The 19,437-nt window shown below is 61.9% G+C and carries 17 protein-coding genes; 4 read left to right on the plus strand and 13 right to left on the minus strand.

Translation table 11 applies throughout. The features are described from left to right. The 3 genes from BMY73_RS02150 to BMY73_RS02160 form a co-directional block, all read right to left on the minus strand. A partial coding sequence (locus tag BMY73_RS02150; protein ID WP_139214073.1) for a DUF4372 domain-containing protein occupies positions 1 to 209 on the minus strand: 209 nt, incomplete at its 3' end. Positions 210 to 405: 196 nt separating this feature from the next. Then, the gene (locus BMY73_RS02155) at positions 406 to 843 is read right to left on the minus strand and encodes a DoxX family protein (protein ID WP_092404747.1); all 438 of its coding nucleotides are present in this window, start codon (positions 841 to 843) and stop codon (positions 406 to 408) included. Positions 844 to 943: 100 nt separating this feature from the next. After that, positions 944 to 2,365 (minus strand): MltF family protein, encoded by a 1,422-nt coding sequence (locus tag BMY73_RS02160; protein ID WP_062381177.1) that lies wholly within the window; start codon positions 2,363 to 2,365, stop codon positions 944 to 946. A gap of 187 nt (positions 2,366 to 2,552) precedes the next feature. Here BMY73_RS02160 and BMY73_RS02165 point away from each other — a divergent pair, with 187 nt between their 5' ends. The 3 genes from BMY73_RS02165 to BMY73_RS02175 all read left to right on the plus strand — a co-directional run bounded on the left by BMY73_RS02165 (position 2,553) and on the right by BMY73_RS02175 (position 5,157). Further along, positions 2,553 to 3,407 carry a TatD family hydrolase gene (locus BMY73_RS02165; protein ID WP_092404749.1) on the plus strand — a complete coding sequence of 285 codons (855 nt, stop codon included), beginning with the start codon at positions 2,553 to 2,555 and terminating at the stop codon, positions 3,405 to 3,407. Positions 3,408 to 3,488: 81 nt separating this feature from the next. After that, complete coding sequence (locus BMY73_RS02170) at positions 3,489 to 4,808, plus strand: methyl-accepting chemotaxis protein (protein ID WP_092404751.1); 1,320 nt, start codon at positions 3,489 to 3,491, stop codon at positions 4,806 to 4,808. A 127-nt stretch (positions 4,809 to 4,935) separates the two neighbouring features. Further along, a complete protein-coding gene (locus BMY73_RS02175) occupies positions 4,936 to 5,157 on the plus strand; it encodes a hypothetical protein (RefSeq protein WP_092404753.1) in 222 nt (73 codons plus the stop codon). Between the two features lie 62 nt (positions 5,158 to 5,219). On the opposite strand, the gene BMY73_RS02180 is transcribed toward BMY73_RS02175, so the two are convergent. The 6 genes from BMY73_RS02180 to BMY73_RS02205 all read right to left on the minus strand — a co-directional run bounded on the left by BMY73_RS02180 (position 5,220) and on the right by BMY73_RS02205 (position 11,382). After that, positions 5,220 to 6,008 carry an acyl-CoA thioesterase gene (locus BMY73_RS02180; protein ID WP_092404755.1) on the minus strand — a complete coding sequence of 263 codons (789 nt, stop codon included), beginning with the start codon at positions 6,006 to 6,008 and terminating at the stop codon, positions 5,220 to 5,222. A 110-nt stretch (positions 6,009 to 6,118) separates the two neighbouring features. Further along, on the minus strand, positions 6,119 to 6,898 hold the full coding sequence (locus BMY73_RS02185) for a CHAD domain-containing protein (protein ID WP_092404757.1): 780 nt from the start codon (positions 6,896 to 6,898) through the stop codon (positions 6,119 to 6,121). 21 nt (positions 6,899 to 6,919) lie between these two features. Then, a complete protein-coding gene (locus BMY73_RS02190; RefSeq protein ID WP_092404759.1) occupies positions 6,920 to 8,920 on the minus strand; it encodes a transglutaminase TgpA family protein in 2,001 nt (666 codons plus the stop codon). A 13-nt stretch (positions 8,921 to 8,933) separates the two neighbouring features. Beyond that, positions 8,934 to 9,890, minus strand: a complete 957-nt coding sequence (locus BMY73_RS02195) for a DUF58 domain-containing protein (RefSeq protein WP_092404761.1) — start codon at positions 9,888 to 9,890, stop codon at positions 8,934 to 8,936. Further along, positions 9,887 to 10,804 (minus strand): AAA family ATPase, encoded by a 918-nt coding sequence (locus BMY73_RS02200; protein WP_062381162.1) that lies wholly within the window; start codon positions 10,802 to 10,804, stop codon positions 9,887 to 9,889. The genes BMY73_RS02195 and BMY73_RS02200 overlap by 4 nt, the downstream gene beginning before the upstream one ends. Positions 10,805 to 11,103: 299 nt before the next feature. Next, a complete protein-coding gene (locus BMY73_RS02205; protein WP_062381160.1) occupies positions 11,104 to 11,382 on the minus strand; it encodes a hypothetical protein in 279 nt (92 codons plus the stop codon). 325 nt (positions 11,383 to 11,707) lie between these two features. Here BMY73_RS02205 and BMY73_RS02210 point away from each other — a divergent pair, with 325 nt between their 5' ends. Next, complete coding sequence (locus BMY73_RS02210) at positions 11,708 to 12,772, plus strand: patatin-like phospholipase family protein (protein ID WP_092404763.1); 1,065 nt, start codon at positions 11,708 to 11,710, stop codon at positions 12,770 to 12,772. Between the two features lie 350 nt (positions 12,773 to 13,122). On the opposite strand, the gene BMY73_RS02215 is transcribed toward BMY73_RS02210, so the two are convergent. The 4 genes from BMY73_RS02215 to kdpB form a co-directional block, all read right to left on the minus strand. Beyond that, positions 13,123 to 13,812 carry a response regulator gene (locus tag BMY73_RS02215; RefSeq protein WP_062381229.1) on the minus strand — a complete coding sequence of 230 codons (690 nt, stop codon included), beginning with the start codon at positions 13,810 to 13,812 and terminating at the stop codon, positions 13,123 to 13,125. 58 nt (positions 13,813 to 13,870) lie between these two features. Continuing rightward, positions 13,871 to 16,528: a sensor histidine kinase gene (locus BMY73_RS02220; protein WP_092404765.1), complete on the minus strand. Its 2,658-nt coding sequence runs from the start codon at positions 16,526 to 16,528 to the stop codon at positions 13,871 to 13,873. A 192-nt stretch (positions 16,529 to 16,720) separates the two neighbouring features. Next, positions 16,721 to 17,287 (minus strand): potassium-transporting ATPase subunit KdpC, encoded by a 567-nt coding sequence (gene kdpC, locus BMY73_RS02225; protein WP_092405117.1) that lies wholly within the window; start codon positions 17,285 to 17,287, stop codon positions 16,721 to 16,723. A 69-nt stretch (positions 17,288 to 17,356) separates the two neighbouring features. Then, positions 17,357 to 19,429, minus strand: coding sequence for a potassium-transporting ATPase subunit KdpB (kdpB, locus tag BMY73_RS02230; protein WP_092404767.1), 2,073 nt, complete (start codon positions 19,427 to 19,429; stop codon positions 17,357 to 17,359). Positions 19,430 to 19,437 lie beyond the last annotated feature (8 nt).

Raw genomic sequence — 19,437 nt, forward strand, 5'->3', positions numbered from 1 at the left:
TAGCGATGCGGGGCCAGAGTCTCGGAGAAAGTCGCCAGGGACCGCAGGCTCAAGGCTTGGGTTAAATGGCCGCTGACCAACGTCACCAACAATTGCCAGGAAGTGCAGCGTTTGACGTAGCGATCAGCTTGATGTGCTTCGACGGATCGCTCGAATGAAGAGCGTGGGATGGCACTGAGCAACTGAGTTAAAAAAGTGCTGGAAAACATGAGTCAAAATCGAGTCTGAAAAATCCGATTATGACTGAAGGCGGCCAACAGCAAGGGGGAGCAAGCTCCCCCTTCGGTTTTTACCGGACACTAGTGACGCGGAGCGTGGGAACGATCAAATAACTTGCCCATAAAAAATCCCGATCTCAATAGACCGGGATTCTTCGAAAAAACGCTAGCAAAAAACCGCCACCCGTTACCTGCTGGCAATCAACCGATCCACCGACAGCCGCCCGGCGCCCTCGATCAACACGGCAACTGCAGCACCCAGCAAAGCCAGACCGAACTCATAACCGTTATTGGCCATGAACAAACCGTTGTGAATGTGCACCGAAAGAATCGCCACCACCAGCATCACCATCAACACCGCCGCGGCAGGGCGTACGAGCAGACCGAGGAACAGCGCCAGACCGCCAAAAAACTCCGCGCTGCCCGACAACAGCGCCATCAGGTAACCCGGATTCAGCCCCAGACTGGCCATGTACTGACCGGTTCCCTCAAGACCATAGCCACCGAACAGGCCGAACAGTTTCTGGCTGCCGTGAGCCATGAAAATGAGGCCGACGATCATGCGCAGGACAGTGATGCCGTAACCGGCGCGAGTGGAGAACAGCGATTTCAGGGAAGCGTTCATGGCCTTTAATTCCATTGGGTAAGAAGGATTGGCGCCATGATAATCGGATTAATAAATATGAAAATCGCAAATATCGCATTGCTAACATCAACTTATTCGATCATTCCCTGATTGCGACCTTCCGCGAGGAGGGGCTTTCCAGTGAACTGCGCTCCTTGTCATAGGCCAGATAGTATTTGTTCACGCTGTTCACGTAGCTCACAACGCTCATTCCCACTTGGTCCATTGCCACGCGCTCGACCTGAAAGAACCACTGGTTGGGGTTCAAGCCCTGACGCTTTGCCTCGGTGCGCATCGCCTGAACCCGCTCGGGCCCCAGGTTGTAGGCGGCCAGCGTGAACGCCATGCGCTCGCGCTCGTTGATTTTGGGACTGGAGAAAAACTTGCGGCGGATCATCGCCAGGTATTTGCTCGCAGCCTGCACGTTGCCATCGACATCATGGATGTTGTCGACACCCACCCGCTGCGCCGCTGACGGGGTGATCTGCAACAACCCCGTGGCGCCGCTGCCGCCCTTCGCCACCGGATTGAGCGCTGACTCCTTGAAGGCCAGTGCGGCAAGGTCGAGCCAGTCCATCTTTTGTGCATCGGCGTGACGCTGCAGGGTTGGACGCAGTTTCTCCAGACGCTGGCGGTCTTCGCGGGCCAGCGGGTAATGGACGCGATAAAGGTCTTTATAGGCTTTCTGGAACGCGACGTCCTGATTCGCCGGGGGCTCGTAGGTCTCCAGGAACCGGTCGACCGTGGCATGCAGCATCACGGCGTCCTTGCGCACATACCAGTTCATGTCACCTGGGTCGCTCAAGGCCGCCGAACGGTCGACCCGCAACTTGGGCATGACGCGCGCCCATCGTACTGCGATCGGCTGCTCGACCACGGTCAGATGGTAGATCCCTGCCTGAACCATCTCCAGCACGTCTTCCACTGCGAGGCTGGGGTCCACCCATTCGATTTTCACCGGCGGCAACTTGCGCAGGGCCAGTTTCTGATTGAGTTGCACGATGGCTTCGTCCGCCGCGCTGCCGTTGGCGAGCATCACGGTCCGGCCCGAGAGTTGCTCCGGGTGCCTGAAACTGCGTTCGCCGCGCACGCCGACCACCACCAGCGGCACATGGCTGACCACCGGCTCCGTGGCATCTACATAGTGCGCGGCGCTGGCATCGAGCAGTTCGCCGGGCGCGACCAGATCGCCTTCCCCGCGCTGCAGCGCGGCAAGCAGTTGATCCTTGGCTTTGGGAATCAGTTTGATCGAGACTTTCTGGCCGTCTCTGGCGTGGCCGTTGAGGTATTTTTCGAAGGCTTGCAGACGGCGATACTCAACCCCGATGGGTTCACCCTGCACTTCGCCGGAACTGTTGCGGCTCTGGTTGACCAACACGCGAAGCACTTTGCTGCTGCGAATCGCAGCAAGGTCACGGACCTGGGTTTTCTTGACCACCACGGGTGGTCCGGCAGGACGTGCACTCGCATGGGTGGGAACCAGCAACAGGCACAACAACGAGAACAGCGAGGCTCGGATCATTGACGCTCCGGGAAAATGCCGAAAAAAACGGGCTTGAAGTCTGTGTCGGGCAGTCGCGGCACCGCAGACAGGTTCTGCAGCCCACACCCTCACAGGGATCTAATAATTCTAAGCAGCTGAGACTGCTTGTTTTTTTATCGCTTCAATCGCTCTGGTATTCTTCTCGGCCTCCGGCCTGAGGTGAACCATGCAACTAATCGACATCGGCGTCAACCTGACCAACCCAAGCTTCGCCGCGAAAGAGCGGGAGGTGCTCGAACGCGCCTACACCGCTGGCGTGGCTCAATTGATCCTCACCGGTACCGGCGTCGAAAGCAGCGAACAGGCGTTACAGATGTGCCGCCAACTGGACGAAAGCGGCCAGCGCCTGTTCAGTACCGCAGGGGTACACCCCCATTCGGCGAGCGATTGGACCGTCGACACCGAGAAACAGTTGCGAGCCCTGTTAACAGAAAATCCGGTACGTGCCGTCGGCGAATGCGGGCTGGATTTCAACCGCGATTTCTCGCCGCGCCCACAACAGGAAAAGGTCCTCGAAGCGCACCTGGCCCTTGCGGTCGCCTTGCAGTTGCCTGTGTTCCTGCACGAGCGCGACGCCGATGAACGGCTGCTGGCCATCTTGCGGGACTATCGGGATCATTTGCCGGCTGCCGTGGTGCATTGCTTCACCGGGGAAAAGCGCGCGCTGTTCAGTTATCTGGACATGGACCTGCACATCGGTATCACGGGCTGGATCTGCGACGAGCGACGAGGCACTCACCTGCACCCGCTGGTCCGCGAAATCCCGCGTGGCCGCTTGATGCTGGAAAGCGATGCGCCCTATCTGCTGCCTCGCAGCCTGCGACCGAAACCGAAAAACGGCCGCAATGAGCCTGCGTACCTCCCCGAAGTACTGCGCGAAGTCGCGTTGCACCGCGGGGAAAGCGAAGCCGACGTGGCCGCTCATACCACGGCATGCGCGCGCGCGTTCTTTTCGCTGCCTGTGGTCGAGCGACTGGCGACCGAGCGGGATTCGGACATTGACCCAGATCAACGCGGCTGACCGGTTGACCTGAAACAATACTGGCACCTTGCCTTGCCACGTGTCATCACCGACACGTACCACTCACAGAAGAGCTTTCTCATGGGCCGCTGGTTGAGCAACATCTCGCTGAAATACAAGTTCTGGGCGGTCAACGCCGTTGCGTTCTTCACCACCCTGCTGCTGGTGCTTTACGCCCTACAGATCGAACAACACGCCCGCGCCGACGACGCCCAGGTGTTCCAACAGGCTCAGCACCGACTGCTGGCGGCCTGGCCAGCCGGGCAACCGGTTCCGAGCCTCCCGCCCCTCGCCGCGCCACCCTCCTTCGAGCAGGTACTGACCGAGCATGTCGGCCATTACGCCATCGCCGTGTTCGTGTTGATGCTCATCATGCTCGGCGCCTCACAATTGTTGATCCGGTTCTTGCTGAGCCACCTCAACACCCTCAAGGACGTGATGCTGCACGTCGAGCAAAGCGGCGACCTGTCCGCCCGGGTGCCGCTGGCCGGCGAAGACGAGGTCGGGCAGATGGCCAAGGCCTTCAACGCCATGCAGGCGGGTTATCAACGCATTGTCGGCACCGTGGCTCAGTCGGCGGCGCGGCTGGATCAAGGCGCGGTGCATCTGGCCTCCGGCATGAACGATGTACGCCAGGGAATGTTGGGTCAGCAGAGCGAAACCGATCAGGTCGCCACGGCCATCAACGAGATGACCGCCACGGTCCATCACATTGCCCAGCACGCCAGCGCTACCCGAGACCAGTCGCAAAACGCCGATACGCTCGCGGGCAGCGGAAAAGAGGTGGTGGACCGAGTACAGGCGTCGATCTCCGGGCTGTCCAATGGCGTACAGCAAACCGCCGGCATGATCCAGCGGCTTGCCCAGGACAGTCAGAAGATCAACAGCGTGGTCAGCGTGATTCACAGCATCGCCGAACAAACCAACCTGCTGGCGCTCAACGCCGCCATCGAAGCGGCGCGGGCCGGCGATATGGGCCGTGGATTCGCGGTGGTCGCCGATGAGGTGCGCAACCTGGCCAGACGCGTGCAAACCTCGACCGACGAAATCACGACCATGATTTCGGACCTGCAGGCCGGCACACGTGATGCCGTGGATTTCATGCAGGAGAGCTCGTTCAAGGCCGACGACTGTGTGCTGCAGGCGCGGGAAGCCGGAGAAGCGCTGTCGGCGATTACCGAAGCCGTCGCACAAATGCGGGAGAGCAACACCCAGATTGCCGTGGCCGCGCAGCAGCAAAGTCAGGTGGCGGAGGAAATGAATCGCGCGGTCGTCAGCATCCGTGACGTCACGGAGCGCACGGTGCGCCAGACCGTCGATTCGGCGAGCACCAGCGATGAACTGGCGACGCTGGCAGGCGAATTGAATACGGCGATCCGGCAGCTAAAGGTCACGGGGTAAGGCCTATTACCTTTCCCCATGCTGCCTATCACACCGATAGCAAACCTCGATTCGCCGTCCGACGGCAGCGGGCCTATTCTGAACCCATCGAAAACGGTTCTTATTCAGGCTTTGCGAGGTCACCATCATGCCCAAGTTCATTACCAACCTGCACCTTGACCACGTCTTCACGGCCGCCAACACCTCCGGCATGCCGTCCAGTCTGGTGCTGTCGTCTCTGGCGTTCCCGCTGTCGATCGTCTCAGGGCTGCTCCTGCTCGATGGCGCCCTGAGTGCCAGCGTGACCTCCGCCGCCATTGGCGTCCTGGGTCTGGTCGCGGCACAGGCCATCAAAAGCCGAGGCCAGTAAGGCCTTGGCGGCTGAGTACCTTAGTCCAGGGTCCAGGCGCTGCCGGTACACCCTCGCTGCGTTTATCCAAACACCGTCACGGTCTGACGGCTGATTGCAATCAGTTCCCCTTTCGGGGTCCACACGCCCGCTGCCGCGTGGCCATAACCATCTCGCGCGTGCTCGATCACCGCCTTGTACTGGGTCCAGTCGTGAGTGGTGAGCTGAGGCAAGGGCTGCACGAATTCGATGGTCCACGTCAGCGAACTGCCCGGTGCCGGTTTATTCAAGTGCGGTAATACGGCAGGCGGCCAACTGTCGACGAGCGCGAGCAGATGCGCCTCGGTCAGCTTCTCCTCTTCCACGTCCTTCAAGCGCACATAGCCACCGATGGCTCGCGACTGCGTGTGGGTGAACGGCAGCCCGCCCAGCGCCCAGCGCATGTCGATGAAACGCAGGTACTCAGGCATCGCCCCGGAAACGAACGGCAATGCCGGTGTATCATTCACGGGCTTGAGCGCAGGCGCAGGCTCGGCTTCAACGACAATCATAGATTCGCGAGGTGCGCCGAAACTGCCCTGAACCAATGTGACGGTTTCGCCGTTCTGCACGGCGCGTCCCAGCACCTGACTGACCGCCTTGCCCTCGCGCAGGATTTCCACCTCAAATGAAATCGGCGTGTCGACCGCCGGCGGACCGACGAAACAGATCGCCAGCGAACGAACCGGCCGATCGACCTTCGCGCGCATGGCCTCGAACTGCAGCGCCGCGATCAAGCCACCGAAACACGAGCGGCCCTGAGACCACGATGCAGGAATGGTCACCGACTGCGGGTTATCGCGAACGGCTTCTAGTAATTGGGAGAATGTCATGCGCACTCCATGTGGCAACCAGTGAAACGGTGGGTAACGTGCAGAATCTTATCGAGGGCAATGGCCACAGGACAGCGCTCATATGCGCCAATCCTGCGGCCTGATCGGGATCAGTGCGTGGGTGCGTCACCGAAGCAGGCGTGAAACAGCCGCTCCAGCGCTTTGTCGGACTTCGCTTCGGCGCGCAGAATTCCCAGCTCCCAACCGGCGATGCAGGGCGTAAGGTCGGCATGCTGTTCGGCCTGCGCCAGCCATTGCAGATGGTCGTGCCAGTCACCCAGCGCGCCTTGCGCCGACTTGAGCCGTTTCTGCAGGCCTTGCGGCTGATGGCTCAGCTCGGGATACGCTTCTGCCGCATACCGGACGCGCTTGATCAACAACCGCAGGCGGTGCCGATCATGGGCCGGATCAGCCATGGCTTCGCGCAGGGTCTTCCACTGTTTGTCCATGCGTTTTTCGATGCGTTGGCGCAGCTTCTTCAGCAGGCCATGGCGTTGTTGCGCACGCAGAAACGACGGAAGCTGGTCCAGCACCCCGAACAAGCGATTGAGCTCAGCCGAGCTGGCGACCCGTGGGCAAGCGGACGCAAGGTGCTTCTCCCGTTTGACGGCCGGCTGATCCATCCCCTGCATGCGCAGGTACGCAGCCAGCACTTGCATGTCACGCAGGGGCGTCGTCAGGTCGCCCACCCCTTTGGCGGCTTCCTCGACCTGATCCATGCCTGGCAACCCGCGCAAAGGCCGAAGCACGCTGCGCAGACGCCGGACTGTGGTGCGCAGGTCGTGCAGCGCCTCGCTGTCCGTGGAGGCCACCAGGCGTGCGTGACAAGCCAGCAACTTGACGTTGAAGCTGAGAATCTCGGCGATCAAATGATCGACCATAGTGGACATGAAGTACTCCTAGGATGTCTGTTAGGGCTGCCTGTCCTTCACTGCCGACAGGCGCCAGGGCAAGCGACGACGCAGGTATTTCAACCGTCGCCGCAATGGAGCGACCGAACCGGAAACGCCGGCATAACGTTGCGCTTCAAATTCACGGGCAAAACCTTCGATGGCGTCCGCGTGTGCCGGAAAGCGCTGGGCCGCGCGCGCGGCGAACGCTTGCGCGCCCTCACCTGGTTGACGTCTGAGACCGTGGCGCGCAAGCAGTCGTTCGAAGGCGTTGAACAACCGAAGCTGCGAATCGGTTTCCCGTCGCCACGGTTTGAACAGCCACAGCGCGATCAGCCCGAGGATAACCACGGCGCCACCGGCGAAGACCGGCGCCTGGAAGCCGGAGAACCAGCGCCCCAGCACCTGCAATTGCTGCTGTCCCTGATAACCGAGGACCCAACGCTGCCAGCCGTAATTGAGGTTATCCCAACTCAGACGAATCGAATTGAACCACGCCAGATGCCGATAACGCAGCGCCGACATCGGCGAGTCCGACAGAAAGTCTTCATCGGCCGCCAGCGCCTGCTCAAGCCCCTGCTCGATCCGCGCAGGCGCCACGGCGGCCGTCGGATCGACACTGCGCCAGCCGATGCCCGGCTGCCAGTATTCCACCCAGGCGTGAGCGTCAAACTGGCGCACGCTGATGTAGTTGCCGTCCGGGTTCAACTCGCCGCCCTGATAGCCGGCCACCACGCGTGCGGGAATGCCTGCGGCCCGCAGTACGTAGGTCATCGCCCCGGCGTAATGGGCGCAGAAGCCGGCGCGACTGCCGAACAGAAACTCATCGATGCTGTTGGGACCCAGCGCGGGCGGTTTGAGGGTGTAATGGAACGGCTGCTCGGTAAAGTACGACAACAACGCGTCGACCAGCGCGTCGGGTTTGCCGTAGCGTCGGTGCAGATCGGCGGCGAACTCGCGTGCTTCGGGGTTGCCCTTGGCCGGCAGTTGTAGATTCTGCATCCGCCCGCCTTCGCTGAGCACGGTTTCACGCACGGCATCCGGCCAGGCATTGACGCTGTAGAGCATCGACTGCTCGATGGGGCGTCGGCGCTGCCAGCGAAAGTCACTCATCTGGCGAACGCCGGCCAGTTCGACTTCACCGACATCCAGGGTCATCAGCCACGGCTTTCCGGTCGGCTCCATAACCACGCTGTAGCTGAGTTGTTCACCTTGCCTGTGCCAGTCAGGTGCATCCGGCACTTGCGCACGGGAGGATTGCGACCAGCGTCGCCCGTCGAACTGCTCCAGCGTCAGGCCACGCCAGTACTGCAGATTGCGCGGCGGCGTGGGCCCCTCGAAACTGGCCCTGAACACAAGCGCCGCGGACTTGCTCAGTTCTGCGATGTCACCCGGCGCCATGCTGTCGGACAGCCCCGTCAGCGCCTTGTTGCCGGGTTGTGGCAGCGACCACAACGGATCCAGGCGCGGAAAGAACAGAAACAACAACAGCATCAGCGGCACCGCCTGCAACAGCAGCTTGACCGACAGCATCAAGGTGCTCGCGGGTTTGCTGGACACCGTCGATTGCTGCAGGCCAATCAATGCGGCCAGCAGGGTCGCAATCGGCAGCAGCGTGAACAGCCCCCAGAGCATCGCGTCTTCGAACAGATAGCCCACGGCAACGCAAAAGAACCCCAGGAAAATCAGCACCAGCGCGTCACGCCGGGTCTGCATCTCCAGCATCTTCAGGATGAATGCGGCGATCAGCAACGCGGCTCCAGCGTCCAGCCCGACCAGACTGCCGCGCGCAAGAAAGATGCCGCCCGCCGTCCCCACCAGCAACCCCGCTTTGATCCAGGTGCCGGGCATACGCACCCGCATCTGGAAAATCTGGATGCGCCAGAACGTGCAAGCCAACCACAAGACGATCAGGGAAACGGGAATGTGCAGCGCGAACGGTACGATGACCAAGGCCTGGGCGATCAACAGCCAGTTGAGGCTGACACGCGGAATCGGTTGGGCAAGATGGGCCGAGGTCATGACCGCACCGTCCTCATGCCCGTACGCCGTACAGCGCCAGTTGCCGCAAACAGGCTTCCCGGTGCGCGTCACCGCTGTCCACCGCGGACAGAAAACCCGGCAGGCGCAAGGCAAACGGCTGCTGACGTTGAGACAACTCCAGCACCCAGTAGCACAGCCGCGACAGACGCTCTTCGATATCGCCCCCCAACGCCATGAAATCCAGACACAAGTCATTGCCACTGAGGTCGGTGAACACCTTGACCATCAACCCTTGCCCGCGCGACCAGGCTTTCCAGTGCATGCGGCGCATCGAATCGCCGGGTTGCCACAGGCGCAGCCCCTGATAATCATCGACACCCTGCCCCCGCGTGGCCTGGCCGTCATCTTCGGCATGAGGCTGCACGCCTTGCAGCAACGGCATGCTGCCAGGCACCGGGCGCGGATAGATCAACACCGTCTGCTCCAGGTCCAGCCAGCTCCAGGCGCGGAATATGCCCAAGGGAAACACGCTTTCAACCCGCAGGCGCGGCGCCCGCAACCAACCCCGACTCACGGCGGGCAACGTCAGCGCGATATCGACCTGACGCTCTGGATCGACGTCGGTCTGTTCCAGTTGCTCGCGGTCCCAACCTAATGCGATGGCCTGATGACCGTTCGAGCGGCTTTCCAGGCGCAGGCGCAACTGCACCGGCTCACCGACAAACACTGAACGGGCATTGCCGGCGCTGAGGATCAAGCCACTGAAATTACGATACGTGTGCAGAATCGCGAGGATTCCCACCGACACCATGAGAAAGGTCAGGCCATAGGCCAGGCTGTTCTGGTAATTGATCGCCACCAGTAACAGCAAAAACAGCACCAACGCGTACGTACCGCCGACCCGGGTCGGCAGTATGAAGATTCGACGGTGATCCAGCTCGATCCGCGACGCCGGCGGAATACGACGTCCCACCCAGCGCTGCCAGACCGGTTTGAACTGTGAAATCAAAGCACCGGCACCTCACGCAGCAGCCATTGGACCAATGCCCCGCCGCCGTGCCCGGTCGGATCGGAACGCTCGCGCAGGCGATGACCGATCACGGCCGGCAAAATCGCCTGAACGTCTTCAGGTATCACGTAATCACGCCCGATCAATAGCGCCCAGGCCCGCGCCGCCGACAAAATCGCCAGACTCGCCCTGGGCGACAACCCATACGCGAATTGCGGCTGGCTGCGGGTGGCATCCACCAAGCGCAGCACATAATCCACCAGCGCATCGCTCGCCCGGATCCGACGCACGTCTTCCTGCAGGGCCGCGAGTTCAGTGTGGTCGAGAATCGGCTCGATGCGCGGTAACAAATCGCGGCGCGATTCGCCCAACAGCAAGGCCTTTTCCGCCGAGCGTGCCGGGTAGCCCAGCGATAACCGCATCAGGAACCGGTCCAGCTGGGATTCGGGCAAGGCAAAGGTGCCGCCCTGGCTGAACGGGTTTTGCGTGGCGATGACGAAAAAAGGATCCGGCAACAGACGGGTTGCACCTTCAATCGTCACCTGGCCTTCTTCCATCGCTTCGAGCAGCGCGCTCTGGCTTTTCGGTGTCGCCCGGTTGATCTCATCGGCCAGCACGAGCTCGGCGAAGATCGGTCCGGGATGAAAGGTGAACTGTCCGGTTTCCCGGTCGAAAATCGAGGTGCCGAGAATGTCGCCCGGCAGCAGGTCAGAGGTGAACTGTATGCGCTGGAAACTCAAGCCCAACACCCGCGCCAGCGTGTGACTGAGCGTGGTTTTGCCCATGCCGGGCAGATCTTCTATCAACAGATGGCCACCACCCAACAGGCACGTCATGGCCAGACGAACCTGGGGTTCCTTGCCCAGTACCACCTCGTTGATCGCGTTTAGACAAGCATCCAGTTTTCTGCCCAATTGGAAAGCCTCCCCAGGCGACTGCTCATGGCTAGTAGGACTGCAGAAGATGCCAGACGTGCAGCCACTTTAAAGTCAGCGTAGGCCTTTTCGCCAGAGCGGATGGAGCGATTGGGGAGTATTTGTTACGGGACGTGAAGGCTTGCGGTGAGAACGAAGGTTTCTGTTGCGTCGAGACAACTGTGGGAGTGAGCTTGCTCGCGAAGAGGCTGGTACACCCGCTGCATCTCGAGCGGCCAGTATTCAGCATTCGCGAGCGTTCTCACCCCCACAGGGGAGAACCCCGGACTACCGACCGATCAACGACCGGCGCGGGACTCACGAATATAGAATCGGGCTTTTTCGGCTTTCTCGGAACAGCCCTCGAACGCCTCGAACTGCTGTTGGGTCTTGGCGCCTGTCAGCAACGACAGGGCTTTGGAGTAGCTGACTGTCCCGGCAAAACCTTCCGCCTTGGCCAGGTCCAGCTCATGCCAGGCGGCATCCAGATTCGTGGCACAGCTGTCGCGGTACGCGGTTTTACCGGCACAGCCTGTAAGAACGAGGGCAAGCAAAGGCAGGCAGATCCAGGCTTTCATGCGGTGTTACCTCAACAATGGAAATCGATGGTGCGGCTTTGACGGTGCGGCGATGCAAAAGTGCCACAGTCGGCCGTCCGAGCCTATCGATTTCGATTGTCGAGGTTGATCCTGGTCGCTTGTCAGCAGCCATCAGCGTTTTCGGCTGTGCCCGGCTGTCCCTTCATTGCGATGACCGTTGCCCTTCTGCAGCCGGGGCAACTTTGAAGGCAACGCCGACCTTCGCGCGCTCGTGCGCGACGGCTCGGGCAATTCTTGATAAAGACCAGATGAATCACGGCTGCCTTGGGCGTAGGGTAGAACCCTTGCAACGGGGAGCCTGCACATGAAAAAAAGAATTGCGCTGGTCTTGGGTTCCGGCGGTGCCCGGGGGTATGCGCACATTGGGGTGATCGAGGAGCTGGAGCACCGGGGTTATGACATTGCCTGCATCGCCGGGTGTTCGATGGGCGCGGTGGTGGGCGGGATCTACGCCGCAGGGAAATTGCCCGAATACAAAGCCTGGATCGAGAGTCTGGATTATCTGGATGTCTTGCGCCTGGTGGATGTCAGCTTCCGGCTCGGGGCGATTCGGGGTGAGAAGGTCTTTGGGCAGATTCGCGAGATCGTCGGTGAGATCAATATCGAAGACCTGCGCATCCCCTACACCGCCGTGGCCACCGACCTGACCAATCAGCAGGAAATCTGGTTCCAGGAAGGCAACCTGCACTCGGCCATGCGCGCTTCGGCGGCCATCCCCAGCCTGTTTACGCCGGTGGTTCAGGGCAACCGGACCCTGGTGGACGGTGGTCTGCTCAACCCGTTACCCATCGTGCCGGTGGTGTCCAGCCACTGCGATCTGATCGTCGCGGTCAACCTCAACTCGACCAACCACAAGCATTATCAGTTGCCCGTGATCGAGCGCCCACCCGCCGTAAAAAAGCGCTTCGACAGCCTGATCAGTTCCATCGGTTCGCACTTGCCGTTTCGTCGCAAAATGGACGTCGCGGGGGATGACGTCTTGCGGCTCGAACAGGACAGCCTCAAGGCGACTGCCGCCACCTTGCCGACCAATCCCTGGCTGAGCGGCAACGACAGCGAATCCGCCGACCCGCAAGGCCAGCAACCCGCCGCAGCCCCTCAGGAAGCTGGCGCGCCGAAGTCCGCCAGTGGATCGATCATTGTCGACAACGTGGGGCCGGCGTCTTTGCTGGACCTGATCAACCAGAGTTTCGAGGTGATGCAGACGTCATTGGCGCAGTACAAGATCGCCGGTTACCCGCCGGACATCCTGATCAACGTCCCCAAGCGCGTATGCCGGTTCTTCGAATTCTACAAAGCCCCGGAGCTCATCGCCCTGGGCCGCGAGATCGCCCGAGACACGCTGGACCGCTATGAACGGGAGCACTGAAAGACCGCATTCGCGGCCCTCGTAACCTCGGACTGCTCCTACAGGGTTCGGGTTGAGGCACAAGCCTGTGTTCCAGACCTAGGAACTGTGGGAGCCGGCTTGCTGGCGAATGCGGTGGGTCAGCACCATCAAAAGTAACTGACACACCCCATTCGCGGCCCACGTAACCTCGGACTGCTCCTACAGGGTTCGGGTTGAGGCACAAGCCTGTGTTCCAGACCTGGGAACTGTGCCGGCTTGCTGGCGAATGCGGTGGGTCAGCACCATCAAAAGTAACTGACACACCCCATTCGCGGCCCTCGTAACCTCGGACTGCTCCTACAGGGTTCGGGTTGAGGCACGAGCCTGCCTCAGCTCTCCACCAGCCGATACCCCACCCCCGCCTCGGTCACGATAAATCGGGGGGCGGCGGGGTCATCCGCGAGTTTCTGACGCAGGTGGCCGACCACGATGCGCAAGTAGTGGGTGTCGTCGACATGGGTCGGCCCCCAGATGTCCTTGAGCAATTGCTGCTGGGTGATGACACGCCCCGGATGCCGCGCCAGTTGCGCCAGCACCGCGTATTCCTTGCGTGTCAGGCCGATCTCGACGCCATCGAGCAGTACGCGTCGGTAGGCCAGGTCGATCGTTAGCGGGCCAATCACCAACGCCGAATCGACCTGCCCCGTTTCCGGTGCCTGACGCAGCAAGGCCCGAATCCGCGCGAGAAACTCCTGAATACCGAACGGTTTGGTCACGTAGTCGTTCGCGCCAGAGTCCAGTGCACGCACCTTCTCCCCTTCGCTGGCACGGACCGACAGCACCAGCACGGGAACCGCCGACCACTCGCGAAACTGCGCGAGGACGTCCTGACCGTCCATGTCGGGCAAGCCCAGATCGAGGACCAGCAAATCGGGCTTATTCAGCGCCGCCTGGCTCAGCCCTTCGGTCCCGGTGCCGGCCTCCAGCACCTTGTAGCCCTGTGACGACAGGCTGATGCGCAGAAACTTGCGAATCTGCGGCTCGTCGTCGATCACCAGAATGGTTGCCGCCTGGTTCATGCTTTTCCCGCCACCCATGATTTTCCATTGCCGGACACCCGCATAACCCGGTGCGCGTTCAAATCGCCTGCTCCATTTCAGCCTCGGGCTGTGCCTGCAACGGCAGATGCAGACTGATGCACGTACCCTTTCCGTCGATGCCGTCGCCCACGCTGATCCGGCCGCCGTGCGCCCCGACCATCCCCTGACAGATCGCCAGCCCGAGCCCGGTGCCCTGTCCTCCCCGGTCGCCTCGTGCAGCGGTGTAAAACATGTCGAAGATCTTCGCTCGCTCGGCCTCCGGAATGCCCGGGCCTTCGTCGCTGACCGCAAAGACCAGCTCATCGTTCGTCGCGCTCACCTGCATCTGCAAACGACCGTGAGCCGGTGAAAAGCGCGCGGCGTTTTCCACCACGTTGATCAATGCCTGCTCGATCAGCGCGGCATGAACATACAGCAACGGCAGGTCCGCCGGCAGATCGGTGCTGACCTGCAGCGGCGCCAGCACCGCGCGCAGCCGGTTCAAGGTGCTGCCGACGATGTCGCCCGGCGACACCCAGTCGCGCGCCAGCTTCAGCGCGCCGTGGCCCAGCCGGGTCATGTCCAGCAGATTCTGGATGTACCGGTCCAGGCGCTCGGCCTCGTCGCGCGTACCTTCCAGCAGTTCCCGCCGATCGTCCAGCGGGATGGCCTCGCCCAAGGCCAACAGACTGTCGATGCTGCCGCGCATGGCCGTCAGCGGTGTACGCAGGTCGTGAGACACCGAGGCCAATAATGCACTGCGCAGTTGCTCGGTTTCCCCATGCAGGCGCGCCGCTTCGAGGTCCTCGGCGAGTCGCGCGCGGGCCAGCGCCTGTCCCAACGGTTGACTCAAAGCGGTCAACAACCGCCGACGCTGGGGACTGAACGCCTCGCCCTCTTTCGGTTTGACGCCCAACAGCGCCAGCGGCGCGTCGTCGACCCACAGCGGCAGCCACCACCAATCGCCCGACGGCAATGTCCCGGTGCCCTTCCCCGCCGGTTGCCCATGCTGCCAGGCCCAGTCGGCCGCCGCGCGCTCAGACTCGGAGAACTCGAGCGAGCCGCCCGCTTCAAGCTTCCAGCCGTGCTGACCGTCGTTGTCCAGAACGCACACTTGAAGTTCTCGCCAGCCCGCCAGATGCTGTTCGGCGGCACTGAGCACCGCCTGACGATCCGTCGCGGCCGTCAGACGCCGGGAGAGGTCGAGCAGTTCGCTGGTTTCTTGCTGAGTATCGCGCAACGCCTGCAATTGCCGACGCTGGCGCGCCGCGAGATTACCCGTCAGCGCGGCCATCAGCAGGAAAAACAGCAAGGTCAGCACGTCTTCCTCGCGCTGGATGGTCAGGGAAAAATTCGGCGGAATGAACAGAAAGTCGTACGCCAGGAACGACAGCACCGAACAGACCATCGCCGGCCCGACGCTGCTGCGCACGGCCACCAGCAGGACGGCAGCCAGAAACACCAGCGAGATGTTGGGCAATTCCAGCACGCTGGAAACCGCCCAGGCCAGCGCACTGGCACACACTGTCGCCACCACCGCCAGCCCGTAATCGAACCAGCGCAGCGTGCGGGGCGTGGACGAACGTGGCTGATCGGCACGTGCCTCACTGTCCAGTACGTTGATCTCCAGCCCCTGCGCGTTTCGCAGTAAACGTGCCGCCAGCCCGCCACCGAACAGCCGGCGACGCAGCAGCGGCCGTGACTGGCCGACCAATACCAGGCTGGCGCGACGTTCGGCGGCGTGCTGAATCAGGGTTTTCGCGACCTCCGGGGCGCGCAGCACCACCACTTCCCCGCCCAGCCGTTCCGCCAATTGCTGCGCGTTCTGCAAACGCGTGCGCGCCAGCTCATCGAAAAACCGGCCATTGTCGACGTGCACCAGGCTCCACGGCAGGTGCCTGCGCTGTGCCACGCGACTGGCATGGCGCACCAGCCGTTCAGCCTGCGCGTCGCCGTCCACGCCCACCAGCAGCCGACCGCGTACGGCAGGCGCGGCCTGACCCAATTGCCGGTACCCCAATGCCAGATCGTTATCCACCTGCGCGGCGGCCGTCTGCATGGCCAGTTCACGCAGCGCCGTCAGATTGGTCTGGGTAAAAAACGCATCGATGGCCGCCCTCGCCTGCTCCGGGACGTACACCTTGCCGTCACGCAGCCGCTCCAGCAGCTCGCGGGGCGGCAGGTCGATCAGCACCAGCTCGTAGGCTTCCTGCAACACCCAATCCGGCAAGGTTTCGCGCACCTGCACACCGGTGATGCCGCGCACCTGATCGTTAAGACTCTCCAGGTGCTGAACATTGACCGTGGTGTAAACGTCGATACCCGCCGACAGCAATTCCTGAATGTCCTGCCAGCGCTTGGCGTGACGGCTGCCCGGTGCGTTGCTGTGGGCGAGTTCGTCGACCAATACCAGCTTCGGTTTGGCGCGCAGCAAACCGTCGAGGTCCATTTCTTCGAGCATCACGCCCCGGTACTCGGAACGCAGCATCGGCAATTGCGGCAGTCCACCGAGCAAGGCTTCGGTTTCGGCACGTCCGTGGGTTTCGACCACCCCGACCAGCAACGAAATGCCCTGACGCATTTGCGTATGCGCCGCCTGAAGCATGGCGAAGGTCTTGCCCACGCCGGGCGCGGCACCGAGAAACACCTTCAGCCGCCCGCGGTCATCCCTGGGCAGATTGGCCAGCAAGGCGTCGGCACGGCTGTTTGTGTTCACGATGGTTGTCCTGATGTGTTGATGATTGATTCTTCACTTTGTTGTCTGACGCTGCGCGAACCCCAGGCCTGCGCAGAACCCGTGGGAGTGAGCTTGCTCGCGAAGAAGGCAGCACAGACGCTGCATCTTCATCGCCCGGAAAACCCATCGCGGGCAAGCGCGCTCCTACAGGTTGAGTGCAGGCCAGTGATATCAATTCACACCTTTGCCAGACGGTAACGCTTCCAGACTCTGGTTCAACGCCAACACGTTCACCACCGGCGGGCCGATCAGCGGACTGTAGGTGTTGGCCGCGATCAGCTTTTGCACCGAGTCGCGTGGCAGATTACGCGCCGTCGCAATCCGCGCCACCTGATATTCCGCCGCCGCCGGAGAAAGATGCGGATCAAGACCGCTGCCCGAGGTGGTCAGCAGGTTCAACGGCACCGGTCCTTGATTATCGACTTTCTCCTTGGCGGCATCATCGCTGATTCGCGTCGCCAATGCAGGGTTGCTCGGCGACAGGTTGCTCGCCACGCTGGCGACCGTCGCATAGGCACCGGCCGACGGACGTGGGTGGAACCACCCTTCGCCGGTGAAATTCTGGGCGATCAGCTCCGATCCCCTGACCTTTTCCTGATCGTCATACACCAGGCTACCGTTGGCCTGTTCGGGGAACGCGACCTGCGCCACACCCGTCACCACCAGCGGATAAGCCACGCCGGTGATCAGGGTCATCAGAACGATCAGGCTTACGGCCGGACGCAATACACTGGACATCATTCATTCCTCAATCAAGTTAAGCCTGGCGGGCGACCGTTCGCCCGCCAGGCAAGCAAACCGAGACGCTTAAACCAGGTGCAGCCCGGTGAGCAGCAAGTCGATCAGCTTGATGCCCACGAACGGCACCGCAATGCCGCCCAGACCGTAGATCAGCAAGTTGCGACGCAACAGGTGCGCGGCGCTGGCCGCTTGAACCCGCACGCCGCGCAGCGCCAACGGAATCAGCACGACGATGATCAATGCGTTGAACACGATGGCGGACAGAATCGCGCTCTGCGGGCTGGCCAGGTGCATGATGTTCAGCACGCCCAACTGCGGATAGATGGCCGCGAACAGCGCAGGCAGGATCGCGAAATACTTGGCCACGTCGTTGGCAATCGAGAAGGTGGTCAACGCGCCTCGGGTGACCAGCAACTCCTTGCCGATCTGCACCACGTCCAACAGCTTGGTCGGGTCGCTGTCGAGATCGACCATGTTGGCCGCCTCCCGCGCCGCCTGAGTGCCGTCGTTCATCGCCATGCCGACGTCTGCCTGGGCCAGTGCAGGGGCGTCGTTGGCGCCGTCGCCGCACATCGCCACCAGACGACCGTCGTTCTGTTCCTGACGGATGCGCTCCAGCTTCTTCTCCGGGGTCGCTTCAGCCAGTACGTCATCGACACCGGCCTCGGCGGCGATGGCAGCGGCGGTCAGCGGGTTGTCGCCGGTCACCATCACCGTGCGAATCCCCAACTTGCGCAATTCCTCGAAACGCTCACGGATACCCGGTTTGACCACATCCTTGAGGTGAATGGCGCCCAGCAGTTTTTTGTCGCCGCACACCAGCAGCGGCGTCCCCCCGGTCTTGGCGATCTTGTCGATTTCCCGCGACAGGATCAGCGGCAGATCACTGCGATCACGCCCCAGGAATTTGAGCAGCGAATCCACGGCGCCTTTGCGGTAAACATGGCCGTCGAAGTCGACGCCGGACAAACGCGTTTCAGCGCTGAATGGCACGGCAGTCAACTGGCTCGGCATCGGTTCGTTCATCGGGTGCAGCGCACGCAGGTATTCGACGATGGATTTGCCTTCGGCCGTGTCATCGGCCAGCGATGCCAGCAGTGTGCCTTCGGTCAACTCCTTGGCGCTGACGCCCGGCGCGGCATACACCGCCGAGCAGCGGCGGTTGCCGAAGGTGATGGTGCCGGTCTTGTCGAGCAACAACACATGCACATCGCCCGCGGCTTCCACGGCGCGGCCGGATTTGGCGATCACGTTCAATCGCACCAGGCGGTCCATCCCGGCAATCCCGATGGCCGACAGCAGGCCGCCGATGGTGGTCGGAATCAATGTCACCAACAGCGCTACCAGAAACACCAGCGGCAGGTTGCCGCCTGCGAAATGGGCAAACGGCTGCAGGGTCACCACCACCAGCAGGAAGATCAGGGTCAGTCCGATCAGCAGAATGTCCAGGGCCACTTCGTTCGGGGTCTTCTGCCGCTTGGCGCCTTCCACCAAGGCGATCATGCGGTCCAGGGTCGACTCACCGGGGTTGGCGCTGATGCGCACCAACAACCAGTCGGACACCAGTCGGGTATTGCCGGTGACCGCCGAGCGATCACCACCGGACTCACGAATGACCGGCGCGGATTCGCCGGTGATGGCTGCCTCGTTGACCGCCGCGATGCCTTCGATGACCTCGCCGTCGCCCGGGATCAATTCCCCCGCTTCGACGCGCACCACGTCACCCTTGCGTAACGCACTGGCGTTGACGGTCACGTAGCCGCCGGTTGAGCCTTTCAACCGCGCCTTCAGCCCTTCGGTACCCGCCTTGAGGCTGTCGGCGCGTGCCTTGCCGCGACCTTCGGCCAAGGCTTCGGCGAAGTTGGCGAACAAGACGGTGAACCACAACCAGACCGCGATCTGAACGGCAACGAATGTCGGCACGGCCGGGGTCGGGATCAGGCACAGGATCGTGGTGAGGATGGCCGTCAGTTCGACGACCAGCATCACCGGCGCGCGTTGCAACTGACGTGGGTCAAGCTTGACGAACGCCTGAATCAACGCCGGGCGCCACAGGTCAGCGAAACCGGTTTTGGCCGGGGTGGCGTGGGCGACGTTTTCGGTCGCAGGGTGCTTGGACACAGGTGCTTGCATATTCATGATTCAGT

The sequence above is a fragment of the Pseudomonas sp. NFACC02 genome (assembly GCF_900110765.1).
Taxonomy (GTDB): Bacteria; Pseudomonadota; Gammaproteobacteria; order Pseudomonadales; family Pseudomonadaceae; genus Aquipseudomonas.

Excerpts from the sequence above, each read along its gene's own strand:
- BMY73_RS02155 (WP_092404747.1), bottom strand. The coding sequence starts at position 843 with ATGAACGCTTCCCTGAAATCGCTGTTCTCCACTCGCGCCGGTTACGGC.
- BMY73_RS02160 (WP_062381177.1), bottom strand. The coding sequence starts at position 2,365 with ATGATCCGAGCCTCGCTGTTCTCGTTGTTGTGCCTGTTGCTGGTTCCC.
- BMY73_RS02165 (WP_092404749.1), top strand. The coding sequence starts at position 2,553 with ATGCAACTAATCGACATCGGCGTCAACCTGACCAACCCAAGCTTCGCC.
- BMY73_RS02170 (WP_092404751.1), top strand. The coding sequence starts at position 3,489 with ATGGGCCGCTGGTTGAGCAACATCTCGCTGAAATACAAGTTCTGGGCG.
- BMY73_RS02175 (WP_092404753.1), top strand. The coding sequence starts at position 4,936 with ATGCCCAAGTTCATTACCAACCTGCACCTTGACCACGTCTTCACGGCC.
- BMY73_RS02180 (WP_092404755.1), bottom strand. The coding sequence starts at position 6,008 with ATGACATTCTCCCAATTACTAGAAGCCGTTCGCGATAACCCGCAGTCG.
- BMY73_RS02185 (WP_092404757.1), bottom strand. The coding sequence starts at position 6,898 with ATGTCCACTATGGTCGATCATTTGATCGCCGAGATTCTCAGCTTCAAC.
- BMY73_RS02190 (WP_092404759.1), bottom strand. The coding sequence starts at position 8,920 with ATGACCTCGGCCCATCTTGCCCAACCGATTCCGCGTGTCAGCCTCAAC.
- BMY73_RS02205 (WP_062381160.1), bottom strand. The coding sequence starts at position 11,382 with ATGAAAGCCTGGATCTGCCTGCCTTTGCTTGCCCTCGTTCTTACAGGC.
- BMY73_RS02210 (WP_092404763.1), top strand. The coding sequence starts at position 11,708 with ATGAAAAAAAGAATTGCGCTGGTCTTGGGTTCCGGCGGTGCCCGGGGG.
- BMY73_RS02215 (WP_062381229.1), bottom strand. The coding sequence starts at position 13,812 with ATGAACCAGGCGGCAACCATTCTGGTGATCGACGACGAGCCGCAGATT.
- kdpC (WP_092405117.1), bottom strand. The coding sequence starts at position 17,287 with ATGTCCAGTGTATTGCGTCCGGCCGTAAGCCTGATCGTTCTGATGACC.
- kdpB (WP_092404767.1), bottom strand. The coding sequence starts at position 19,429 with ATGAATATGCAAGCACCTGTGTCCAAGCACCCTGCGACCGAAAACGTC.